This is a genomic window from Rhodococcus sp. A14 (assembly GCF_011603105.1).
In the GTDB taxonomy this organism is placed as follows: domain Bacteria; phylum Actinomycetota; class Actinomycetes; order Mycobacteriales; family Mycobacteriaceae; genus Rhodococcus_F; species Rhodococcus_F opacus.
The window spans coordinates 53,653-65,151 of record NZ_JAAOQS010000048.1; the positions used below are offsets into that span (position 1 = coordinate 53,653).

Genomic DNA, 11,499 nt, shown 5'->3' on the forward strand with positions numbered 1-11,499 from the left:
AAATGGGCTTCGTGCCGAAGAGCCCTCCTGGTAGATCTGGAGTCAACGCAATGAATGACACACGCGCCGACCGACCTCTCGAGATTGCGGTCACGATCGATGACTTCGTCCTGTGGGACGGCGTTCCCATGCCGGACGACACGACTCCCACCGACATCACGCGTTCCGTGGCGAAAACGCTGAACGACTACGGACTCAAGGGCACCTACGGCTTCTCTCACACATACCGGCTCGAGAACGAGCCAGAGCAAATCGAGGCCTTCGAGGCGTGGGCCGAAGCAGGCCATCACCTGGGTAACCACACTCACCAGCACGCTCCACTGCGCTGGATGCCCGACGCGGCATTCCGACGCGATTTTGAGACGGCCGAGAAGTACATCGGTCATCTGATCGACGCCGCACCGTCGAAGTACTTCCGGTACCCCATGGACATGTCGTCAGGATCCGAACGACGTCGAGGGGAAGTCGAGAACTACCTCGCTGATCTCGGCTACCGCACTGCCCCGATCACCAGTTGGTTCAGTGATTTCGCGTTCATCATGCCGTACTTCCGCGCGATGACCCTAGGCGACAAGGACGTGCAGAAGCAGGTACGCGACCTGCACGTGTCGACCGCTGTTGACATGCTCTACCAGCACGCGGACACCGCGCATACCCTGTTCGGTGCCGACGCGCCTCTCATCTGGCTCGTACACGGCACCACGATCTCTCGTGACACCCTCGCTCCGATCCTCGAGGCATTCCTCGAGCGTGGCGTGGAGTTCGTAGCCCTCGATGAGGCGATGAAGCATCCGGTGAACTTCGGGAAGCCGCCGTGTAATGAGAGCTTCACCAACCAGCTTCAGAGGTTCGCGCTTGCTGCGGGCTTGCCGAAACCTGAACTCGACGTCGAGCGGCTTGCCGAGATCCTGAACCTCGCGCCTATTCCTGGCCTCGACACGATGGCGACTTACGAAGAGCGCATGTTCAAGCCGTTGGCGAAGCGGGTGGGAGCTGAGTACGACTGGGATTGGTCCTGAGTCGGCAATCCACATTCACAACGTCACACCGTCATTATCTGAAAGCAGGATCATGCTCAACCTGGCCACCATGCTTGCCGACACTGCTCGACGCACTCCCGGCAGAACCGCTGTCATCGAAGGTGACCGAACCCTCACCTTCGGTGAGATCGATGCGGCTGCGAACAGCGTTGCCCGTTTTCTTCTCTCACGGGGGTTGCGCCCAGGCGACCGCGTTGCCCTGACGATCGCGAATGTTGTCGAGTTTCCGATTGTCTACTTCGGCATCCTCAAGGCCGGTGGAGCCGTCGTGCCGCTCAACACGATGCTCAAGCGGGAGGAGGTTGCCTACCACCTCCGTGACTCGGGCGCGACGGCGTACTTCTGTACCGTGCTGGGGCTCGACGACGAGGCGTGGCGCGGATTCCAGGACGTCGAGTCCTGTGAGCATCTGGTCACCGTTGGCTCCGCAGTGCTCGATGAGCCAGGCGTGGGAACTACCTTGGCTGACGCATTGGCCGAACACCCCGCGGAAGAGGTCCTGCAGGTGACCGAGGCAACGGACACAGCGGTGGTCCTGTACACGAGCGGGACGACCGGCAAGCCGAAGGGGGCGGAGCTCACCCACGCCAACATGGTCCTCAACGCCATCGGGCATAACCAGCTGCTCGACGCCCGCGCCGACGACGTACACCTGGTCACTCTTCCGCTCTTCCACTCATTCGCACAGACCGTACAGCTGAACGCCGGCTTCGCAATGGGAGCCACCCTGGTCCTGCTGCCACGATTCGACGCAGCCGAGGCCCTGGCGTTGATCACGCAGCACCGGGTGACAGTCTTCGCCGGTGTCCCGACGATGTACTGGGCTCTGCTCAACAAGGCCGCTGACGGAATAGACGTTGACCTCGCCGGTCTCCTGCGAATCGCGCTTTCCGGCGCAGCTGCCATGCCCGTCGATGTGCTGAAGCGGTTCCGGGACGTCTTCGGTGTCGGGATCCGGGAAGGCTACGGACTCTCCGAAACCAGTCCCACCGTCACGTTCAACCCGCTCGACCAACCAAACCGGTCGGGATCGATCGGCAAACCGATCTGGGGAGTAGAGGTGAAGCTCATCGACGATCACTGGAACGAGGTCCCCGCCGGTGAACCAGGAGAACTCGCCGTACGTGGATACAACGTGATGAAGGGATACCTGGGGCGGCCCGAGGCGACAAAGGAAGTGATCCGCGACGGCTGGTTCCGCACGGGCGATATCGCAACGCGAGACGAGGACGGCTACTACTCCATCGTCGATCGCGCCAAGGACTTGATCGTGCGGGGAGGCTTCAACGTCTATCCGCGCGAGCTCGAGGAGGTGATCATCGGCCATCCAGAGGTCAGCCTCGTGGCCGTCGTCGGAATCCCCGATGAGCGAATCGGTGAGGAAGTGAAAGCCTTCGTCATCCGCGAGCCCGGATCGGAGTTGAAGGAGGAAGACCTGATCGGCTGGTCACGGGAACGGTTGGCGGCTTACAAGTACCCGCGCCTGGTGGAATTCAGGGATACCTTGCCGATGAACGCGACAGGAAAGCTCCTCAAGCGGGCTCTGCGATGATCAAGCCGTTGGCGTGGGCGCCGGCGCGCGCTAGCGTCGACTGTGGCACGAGTCGCAGTTTCGGCATACCGGTGTGAGAAGGTGCTCTGACGTTGTATTCCGTCGATACGTTGCGCAGCAACGAGCACGACCAGCGCGAGCGCGGTGATTGGTGGCGCGATCAGGTCTCGTCGATCCACTGTCCGATGGCCTTCTCCCTTGCGGACAGCTACCAGGGAACCCTTCAGCATCAACATTCGGACACGTACCAGCTAGTTCGCTGGTGGGGAGAAGCGGAGGTCCTCTCCCGCACGGCAGCGGACATCCGTCGACATCCACATGGCGCCTACGAACTGCTCCTACCGGTCCGGGGCGAAGTGATCCTCGAGCAGGATCGTCGTGAAGCCACGATCACACCGGCGGTCATGGCTCTCACATCGCTGGACACCGCGACTGTTCTGCGCCACGGTGATGGCTTCTCCTCTGTTGCATTCGTGATTCCACGTGACCGGATCGAGGCGCGGGTGCCGACATTGCCGCACGCTGGCACCGTCCTCGATGCGACATCTGGACTGGGACGCATCGTTGTCGACGTGGTCAGTAGTCTGCGCAGGGAACGGCACGAGCTCACCGGGAGTCAGTTCGATGCGATAGCCGACCGAATCGTCGATCTCGTGGCGCTCGCCTACAACGCAGACACGGCCACCCCCTCCGTCGATGTCCAGGAAGGGTTGGTCACCGCCATCCGGCGCTTTGTTCGAGAGAATGCGCACGACCCGAACCTCACAGGAGCCGTGGCAGCGGCGCGCCTCGGCTGGTCGCTCCGGCACGTTCAGGCCCAGTTGCAGCGGATTGGGACAACACCGTCGGATCTCATCCGAGAGGAGCGTCTGGCGTTGGCGCGGTTGCGTCTGCAGGACCGTGGCTGGAGCCACCAGAGCGTGACTCAGGTGGCATACTCCTCAGGATTCGGCGACCTCAGCACCTTCAGTAATGCGTACCGGCGGGCCTTCGGTGAGCGCCCGTCCGACACACGTTCTGCGGCATCCGCAAACGACTGAATCAGCGGCCCGCGGGCCCGCTCGACGACCGGGTCTGCGAGTGTCTGCTGCGCGCGATGCAAGCGAAGTGCGCTGCCCCCCAAGAGATAACGCCAATGCGGACCTAGCGTAGATGGCATGAAAAGTGCAACCACCTCAGAAGTGCGACCGGCGCCCGACACCCTCTTCTCTGTCGCCGGGAGGACCGCCGTCGTAACCGGTGGCTCACGAGGGATCGGCGCCACGATCGCCCGCGGCCTGGTACTGGGTGGTGCCCACGTTGTCATCACCAGCCGAAAGGAAGAACAGTGCCGCGCGACGGCCGAAGCCATCAATGCCGAGGCAGACGCTGCGGGAACGGCAGGACGCTGCACCCCCGTCGCCAGTGACCTGTCGTCGGCCGAAGGGGTGACCGGTCTGGTCGACTGGCTCGGCGAGCACCTGACAAGCATCGACATCCTGGTGAACAATGCCGGGGCCACCTGGGGTGCGCCACTTGAAGAGTTTCCCCTCATCGGTTGGACGAAGGTGCTCAACACCAACCTTGTCGCTCCGTTCTACCTCATCACGGGAACGCTTCCGCTTCTTCGCAATGCGGCACGCCCCGACCGGCCCGCTCGTGTCATCAACATCGGCAGCGTGGATGCCTTGGCTACACCTAGCTGGGAGAACTACTCCTACAGTGCGAGCAAAGCCGGGCTGCACATGGTCACCCGCCATTTAGCCAAGCAACTGGCTTCCGACGGCATCACCGTCAACGCGATCGCCCCCGGACCGGTCTTGACGGACATGCTCGGACACGTCGCGGCGGATCCAGAGGTCGAGGCAGAGCTCCTCGAGCGCGTCCCGCTGGGCCGCTACGGACAAACCGACGACCTGATCGGCACGGTCCGGTTCCTGGCCTCCCGTGCTGGCTCTTACCTGACCGGCACCATCATTCCGCTCGACGGCGGGATCTCCGGTTGCGCCGGCTGAACCTTCGCCTCCACCTTCTTCCACGTACAGCAATCACCGATTCGAGGAACAACCATGCCTGAAGTTGTCATCGTCGCCACTGCACGTTCGCCGAGCGGAAGAGCCATCAAGGGCTCCATTGAAGGACATTCGGCTCGATGACCTCCCCGTCCAGATGGTCACGGCCGCGTTGGCGAATGTACCTGCACTCGATCTAAGCGCCATCGACGACCTCATGCTCGGTGTCGGCGAACAGTGACTGAACGTCAGCGGTGGGCCATCGCCATCGGCCACCCGTTCGGCATGACCGGTGCGCGGATCACCAGCACCCTCATCAACTCACTGCAGACGCATGACAAGCAGTTCGGCCGCGAAACCATGTGCGTAGGCGGAGGGGACAGGGAATGGCACTGATCCTCGAACGCTCTCCTGACCCGAAGTCACATCGATCCAATCCTTGAGAGGTACCCCATCTCGTGAACGCATCACCTCATCCCGAACACCGCCGTACCGCAATCGTCACCGGTGCTGCACGGGGAATCGGCGCCGCCGTCGCGCAGCGGCTCGCAGCAGACGGCCACGCTGTCGCCGTCCTCGACCTCGAGGAGGCCGCCGCCCAGTACGTGGTCGACACGATCACTCAGGCCGGAGGCACTGCACTTGCTGTCCGCGCAGACGTCTCCAACGGAACTGGTGTCGAGAAAGCAGTGGATAAGATCACAACGGAGCTCGGAGCGCCGGTCGTTCTGGTCAACAACGCGGGCGTCACCCGCGACAATCTTCTGTTCAAAATGTCGGCCACCGACTGGGATACCGTCATGAACGTCCACTTGCGTGGCTCGTTCCTGATGACGAGAGAGGTTCAGGGACACATGACTCAGGCCGGTTTCGGACGAATCATCAACCTCTCGAGCGTGTCGGCGCTCGGAAACCGCGGTCAAGCGAACTACGCCGCAGCCAAAGCCGGGCTGCAAGGTTTCACCAAAACCCTGGCCCTCGAACTCGGCAAATTCGGCGTTACCGCCAACGCCGTTGCTCCCGGTTTCATCGAGACCGAGATGACAGCCGCGACGGCAGCGCGAATGGGAATGAAATTCGACGATCTCAAGAAGAGGGCGGCCGCCGACATCCCCGTCGCCCGAGTTGGGGTCCCCGACGACATCGCACACGCGATCTCATTCCTTGCCAGTGAGGGAGCCGGATTCGTCTCCGGGCAGGTTCTCTACGTCGCCGGAGGGCCCAAAGTATGAAGACACTCAACGGAATCGATGAATTGCACGCGGTGGCGAACACCCCGATCGGCTACTCGTCATGGCACACCCTCACACAGGAGAAAATCGACGCGTTCGCTGACGCGACGGGTGACCACCAGTGGATTCACGTCGATCCCTCACGGGCTGCTGACGGACCGTTCGGTGCCACCATCGCCCACGGACATCTGCTGACTTCGATGATCCCGATGCTTGTATGGGAGGTCTACGTCGTCGACGGCGTCCGAATGGGAATCAACTACGGGTCGAACAAGGTTCGATTCCCGGCACCCGTTCCCGTCGGTTCACGGATTCGGGCTGGGGTTGAAATAGCAGACGTTGAAACCGTTCCCTCGGGCGTCCAGGTTGTCACGGCCGTCACGATCGAACGCGAGAATGCCGACAAGCCGGTTTGTATTGCTGAGATTGTCAGCATCTACTTTCCGAATTAACGTCGCAACTTTGCGAAATCCCCACCGGATAGATTGCACGATGACAAGTGATCGAAGGGGGCTGCACTGGCTCAGCGGGTCCGCTTGCGGCGACCACGTCGCGGCGGAAACTCTTCGGGGAACGGCTTCGGGATCGCGAAAGACTTCGGGATTTCCGAGGCGACCCTGCACAACTGGGTCAAAATGGGTCTCGGTGACGAGGGAAGTGGGGAGTGAGGCTCCGGTGAAGACGTCGCCGAAGGAGATTCGTGAGTGGGCGATCAGCGAGGGTCACGAGGTGTTGTCCCGCGGCGGATTTCGGCCGAGCTCGAGCGAGCCTTCCGTGATGCTCAGGTAGCGACGCCGGTCGCGTGAGTCGCAACATTGCCCTGTTCCAAAGTGTGGCCATCCTGCCAGGGAGGCTATGAGCCTGCGGGACGATGATCTTCGGCGCCGTGCGGTGGCGGTTGTCCGCGTCAGCGGTGCCGGGGTCGGGTCTTCGCCGGCACCGGCGAGGCTGGTCAGGGCCGGGGGTGGACTTCGGCTTCGCTCGGCGTGAACTCTGAGGGGGAATCGACGGTTCGCCCACAAATTGAGCTGTGGTGGTGCGGTGTGGGTAGCCTGCTCCCATGTCGCAGCCTCCGCCTTTCAGTCCTACGGTCACGCTGCTCACGGTGAGCCGGGTGTGGGAGGCCGCATTCACCGACGGTTTGAAGCCGCTCGGGTTGACTACCCGCAAGTACGGGCTGTTGGGGCACATCCGCGGGACGCCGGGCATCTCGTTCAGTGAGCTCGCTCGGCGTTCCCGCATCACCGTGCAGAGCGCTCACACGGCGGTCGCGGCGTTCGTCGAGTCCGGGTTGGTCGACGACTCGACCGCGCACGCCGGGGCCGCCTCGACCCTGCGGATCACGGCGGAGGGCGAATCACTGCTGGCTCGCGCGGCCGAGGTAGTGGCCCGTCTCGATGACGAGTTCGCCGCGCAGCATCCCGAGCTGACCGAGGCGCTGCGGGCGCACATGGTGCGGGTGATGTCGGCGACTGACTGACACCTCACCCGCCAACCTTCAGTTAGGCTGAAGGTCATGGAATCGTTGTTGCTCTCCCTCCACGTCGTGGCGGGCATCCTCTTCGTGGGCCCGGTCGCGGTGGCCACCAGCCTGTTCCCCCGGCACGCGCCGGTGACCGCCACAGTGGGCGGTGCGCAGCAGATCGAGCGGAACATCAACACCGCCCGGGTGCTGCACCGGATCACCCGCATCTACGGCGTCCTGGCGATCGCGGTCCCGGTCGTCGGCCTTCTCCTCGCCACCGTGCAAGGCCGCACGAGCGAGATCTGGGTCGTGGTTGCGATGGTGCTCACCGCGATCGCCGGTGGACTGCTCGCCCTGCAAATCGTCCCGCTCCAACAACAGGCGCTCACCACACCCGACGCCGGAACCCAACTCCGGCGCCTCGGCATGGTGACCGGCCTGTTCAACCTGCTGTGGGTGGTCGTCGTCGTGCTGATGATCGTGCGACCCGGATCGAGCTACGTATGACCGGGTTGCTGCGCACGCTGGCCGTGCTTTCGGCACTCGAGACCGTCAGCGTCCTGGCGTTGCTGGCCAACCTCGGCACCCTGCACGACGCCGCGGTCGCCGGTGTCCTCGGCCCGATCCACGGTGCGCTCGTACCTGTCCGTCGCCGTCACGGCACTGCTCGGTCGCGGCCTGACGACCCGGACCCGCATTGGTGCGCTCGTGCCCGTGCTCAGCGGCCCTCTCACGATGGTCAACCTGCGGCAGGAGGCGCGCAGCGCATGAGTCTCCGACATTATCTGCGCCGACCGCCGGCGATCAGCGCCGCGGAGGCGGTCCGCCTCGTCGAACACGGTGCCCTCGTTGTCGATGTCCGCCGCCAGTTCGAGTGGAACCGGGTACACATCCCCGGCGCCGTGCACGCGCCACTCGAGGAACTGCTCGACCGCTGCCTGGAGTTCCCCGACAACCGTCTGCTCATCACCTTCTGTACCGGCGGAATTCGCTCGGCCGGGCTGCGAACCTGCTGGTGGAGAACGGCTTCGACGCGGTGAACATGAGCGGTGGCCTCCTCCACTGGCGCGGTGCGGGCGGGTCACTGACCGCCCGGTGAGAGGGTGGCACTCTCCCCGCGATCCCGTCCCTTGCGACACTGGTCCAGCTGGCACCCGGCCTGGGCGGATCGTCTAATTAATCGGTGTCTGTGGCGTGCTTCCGGTGCCGCGCGAGGAAACGAGCGCGGTGCCGCTCGAGGGTGGCCTCCGTATCGCGGAGGATTTGCCGATGCCGGCGGGCACTGGCGTACCGCACAGCGGCACCGCGCCGCCGCAACATCTGTGCGTGGGCAGCCGCGGACTGGTCGTCGAACAGAACCGCCGCGGCCTCGTCACACTCGATCAGCACCCACTCGTACGCAAGCCGGGCCGGGGCCGCGTCGTCGAAGAGCGCCGGCATCACCGTGTCGTCGAACAGTTGGAAGGGGACACGCGCGAGTCGGTACTGGAGGCGGCCGAGCGCTCGTGCCACGGCTGCGACTCCCATGGAATTCGATGCTAAGTGGTAGGACGTGCGTGCCGCATCAATTCGACTGCCTCACAGTTGGTCCATGTCCTTGTGAGAAGTCTCCCTCAAGCACCCGATCAATCGCCGTTTCCGAAAGAGCCGGTCGGGTATTCCGTCCGAAGGACGAGGAGGTCTGCGTTTGCTTGTGCTGGTCGTGTCCGCCGGTGTGCGGCCGGGGGTGCCGAAGGACCCCGACCGCCTTGCCGAAGAAACCGCCGATAACGGAGATATGTCAACTGAAACCTTGAAGTGATTGCGCGCCAGTGCTTTTGAATCACCACCAAAGTACCGACGACGTCGGACGCAGCGCCCGATCCCCGGCAAGTACGACCTGATACACAGTGGAGGCTGACCATGCAGATATTTCGGACAGCATTCTCAGGTTCGGGTCGTAGGGTCACGCAGATCATCCGGGTCGGCGATTTCCGGCTTCACTCGACACATCTGGTTCGACAGAGAGAATCCACTATCAGTTATCCACACCGCGCCGGAACGTCACCGAGAACAGATAATCTGCGCCACGCAGTTGCCGGCACGGCCTGGGTACTTTCGTTCGCCTACTTGTTGGCGGAGGTGTTCACCGCGGCGGCGTGGAGCACCCCTTACAGCTTCGCGCAGGACTCGATCAGCTCCCTGGGCGTGACGACCTGCGAAGTCGGATCCTGCTCGCCGATGCACGACGTCATGAATTCGGCGTTCGTCGCGCTCGGGGTGCTCACCCTCCTCGGTGCGTTGTTTCTTCATCGGCACATACGTAGTGGTCGGGAGAAGAAGTGGATACTCTCGCTTGCCGTGATCATCGCGGTCAGCACCGCTGCCACCGGACTGTTTCCGGCGGACGATGGAACGATCATCCACTGGTCGGCCGTGTTGCCGGGCTTCGTGGCGCGCCACGTGGTGCTCGTGCTCATCGCGTGGCATATGTGGCACGAGAAGCGGCTGGTTGCTCTGTGGTCCGGGCTGTGCGCACTCGTGGGCCTGGTCGGTGCCGGCCTCATGCTGGGTCAGGCGCTGCATTTCGGCCTGGGGGAGCGTCTCGCTCTCTACCCGTTGCCGATGTGGATGGCCGTGACCGGCATGGCGGTACTGATGGGGCTGGCACGCCGCACGGTGTTCCGCAATGTCGAGTTCTCGCTGCGCACTTTCCACCCGCGCACCGTCACCTCACGGCCGAGAAGGTCCGCGGTTACGGCACCTCGGTGCTCGATCGAATGGCAGCCACGAACCAGTGGCGTGGACTCGGCCGAGACACGCGCGTAGCCGGTCAGCATGTGTGGAAAATGCCTTTGTAGAGGTTTTTCGACATGACTTCTCGACACAGGTTTCGACGCCATTTGCCTACCAAACCCGTGGGTCAGAGTGGGTGTCGGAAACGATCGATTCTCGACAGAGTTGGATGGGGCAGATAGGGACTGCGTCCGGTGGTGCCGACTTAGGAAGTGGCACACTACGTCCCCGACGCCCACCGGAATCCGTACCCGTGGACCGTGAAATGGGTTCATTTACCGCGGTAGAGAAGCCCGCTCACGGCAGATCTGTCCGTGCTGCTCACCGCGACATCGTTGCTGGCCGTCACTCGAATTCGAGGCAGCGCCGGAAACGGGCCACAGACCGTCAGCGACGGGTAACCGGGCCGCACGCTGGGTGTGCTGGTGATCAGGATGAACCCAGGGGCGACCCCCGATCGGCGCGGAAGTTCGGAGGGCTCCTATCATCGGAGCTGCAGGTTGAGAGAGCAGCCCCGGTAATTCTGCGCCCCCGGCGGAACGAGTCCAGGATCGCCACACCCTGCGCCGGTTCCCCGGGATGTCCGTCCGGAGGCCCCCTTCCCATGGCATCGCTATCGTGCCCTGTTCCACCGACCGTGCACCCCGATGATCGCGATCCCCGGCGCACCGATCCCTCTGGTCCGCTCGTCGCCGAGTGGGGTGCCCGGGCAGCGTGCCGGGGCGTCGACGCGGCGGTCTTCTTCTCCCCCGACAAGGAACGCGGCCCCGACCGCGCCCGCCGGGAAGCCGAAGCCAAGCGGCTCTGCGCGAGCTGCCCGGCGCTCGCTCCCTGCCGCGACTACGCCCCGGCCGCTCCCGAACCGTATGGCACCTGGGGCGGGATGAGCGAGACCGAGCAACGCCGGTATGCCCGCCAGCGGCGGCGCGCCGAAAGCCTGCAGTAGGCCCGTCGCGGTCCACACCGGCGAACGCGAACCGCGCGTACGCGCACGCCGCCCCGCACCGCACCGCACCGCAATGGGCGTATCGACACCTGACATGGGCTAGTGACTGTGCCGGTCGAATCTCTCGGGTGTCTTTCCCTGCCGCCGGCCGTCACCCGCGAGCGTCCCGGGTGTGCCCGCCTACTGGTTCCTACGGGCTCAGGGGTTCGCCGGTGACGAGGAAGATGACCCGGCGCCCGACCACGACGGTGTGGTCACCGAAACGTTCGTAGAAACGCCCCAACAAGGTGGCATCGACCGCGGCCGGGATGCTGCCGGGCCAGGTCGGGTCCTCGATCAAGGTCAGGAGTTGCCGGTGCAGGTCGTCGAGCTCGTCGTCGCGTCTGCCGAGCTCGGTGGCCAGCTCGGGATCATGTGTGCGCAGGACCTGTTCGGCGAGGCCGGCCAGGGCGGTCGCCGCTCGCCCCATCCGGTTCAGGATTTCTTCGGTCTCCCCGG

The 11,499-nt window shown here is 63.9% G+C and carries 12 protein-coding genes and 2 pseudogenes; 12 read left to right on the plus strand and 2 right to left on the minus strand.

What is annotated here, in order from left to right; all coding sequences use genetic code 11:
- The first annotated feature begins 50 nt into the window (after positions 1-50).
- From G9373_RS23775 to G9373_RS23825, 10 genes and pseudogenes are all read left to right on the plus strand, one after another.
- Entirely contained in the window at positions 51-1,019 is a 969-nt protein-coding gene (locus G9373_RS23775; protein WP_133987621.1) for a polysaccharide deacetylase family protein, read from the plus strand.
- 52 nt (positions 1,020-1,071) lie between these two features.
- Positions 1,072-2,592 carry a long-chain fatty acid--CoA ligase gene (locus G9373_RS23780; protein WP_133987620.1) on the plus strand — a complete coding sequence of 507 codons (1,521 nt, stop codon included), beginning with the start codon at positions 1,072-1,074 and terminating at the stop codon, positions 2,590-2,592.
- A gap of 92 nt (positions 2,593-2,684) precedes the next feature.
- Positions 2,685-3,632 carry an AraC family transcriptional regulator gene (locus G9373_RS23785; RefSeq protein WP_043792319.1) on the plus strand — a complete coding sequence of 316 codons (948 nt, stop codon included), beginning with the start codon at positions 2,685-2,687 and terminating at the stop codon, positions 3,630-3,632.
- 117 nt (positions 3,633-3,749) lie between these two features.
- Entirely contained in the window at positions 3,750-4,586 is an 837-nt protein-coding gene (locus G9373_RS23790) for an SDR family oxidoreductase (RefSeq protein ID WP_133987619.1), read from the plus strand.
- A gap of 238 nt (positions 4,587-4,824) precedes the next feature.
- Positions 4,825-5,026 (plus strand): annotated as a pseudogene (locus tag G9373_RS23795) (hypothetical protein); the annotation flags it as partial.
- A 15-nt stretch (positions 5,027-5,041) separates the two neighbouring features.
- Positions 5,042-5,815, plus strand: coding sequence for a 3-oxoacyl-ACP reductase FabG (gene fabG, locus G9373_RS23800; protein ID WP_133987618.1), 774 nt, complete (start codon positions 5,042-5,044; stop codon positions 5,813-5,815).
- Positions 5,812-6,267, plus strand: coding sequence for a MaoC family dehydratase (locus G9373_RS23805; RefSeq protein ID WP_061696955.1), 456 nt, complete (start codon positions 5,812-5,814; stop codon positions 6,265-6,267). The genes fabG and G9373_RS23805 overlap by 4 nt, the downstream gene beginning before the upstream one ends.
- A gap of 608 nt (positions 6,268-6,875) precedes the next feature.
- Positions 6,876-7,295, plus strand: coding sequence for a MarR family winged helix-turn-helix transcriptional regulator (locus G9373_RS23810; protein WP_061696956.1), 420 nt, complete (start codon positions 6,876-6,878; stop codon positions 7,293-7,295).
- A 36-nt stretch (positions 7,296-7,331) separates the two neighbouring features.
- Positions 7,332-7,787: a hypothetical protein gene (locus tag G9373_RS23815; protein ID WP_133987617.1), complete on the plus strand. Its 456-nt coding sequence runs from the start codon at positions 7,332-7,334 to the stop codon at positions 7,785-7,787.
- 260 nt (positions 7,788-8,047) lie between these two features.
- Positions 8,048-8,379, plus strand: a pseudogene (locus tag G9373_RS23825) (rhodanese-like domain-containing protein).
- Between the two features lie 77 nt (positions 8,380-8,456).
- On the opposite strand, the gene G9373_RS23830 reads toward G9373_RS23825, so the two are convergent.
- On the minus strand, positions 8,457-8,807 hold the full coding sequence (locus G9373_RS23830; RefSeq protein ID WP_133987616.1) for a hypothetical protein: 351 nt from the start codon (positions 8,805-8,807) through the stop codon (positions 8,457-8,459).
- A 582-nt stretch (positions 8,808-9,389) separates the two neighbouring features.
- Here G9373_RS23830 and G9373_RS23835 point away from each other — a divergent pair.
- Positions 9,390-10,088 (plus strand): DUF998 domain-containing protein, encoded by a 699-nt coding sequence (locus G9373_RS23835; RefSeq protein ID WP_240960695.1) that lies wholly within the window; start codon positions 9,390-9,392, stop codon positions 10,086-10,088.
- Positions 10,089-10,659: 571 nt separating this feature from the next.
- A complete protein-coding gene (locus G9373_RS23840) occupies positions 10,660-11,001 on the plus strand; it encodes a WhiB family transcriptional regulator (protein WP_133987615.1) in 342 nt (113 codons plus the stop codon).
- A 190-nt stretch (positions 11,002-11,191) separates the two neighbouring features.
- On the opposite strand, the gene G9373_RS23845 is transcribed toward G9373_RS23840, so the two are convergent.
- Positions 11,192-11,499, minus strand: a 308-nt coding sequence (locus G9373_RS23845; protein ID WP_167117056.1) for a phosphate uptake regulator PhoU, incomplete at its 5' end; no start/stop codon positions are given.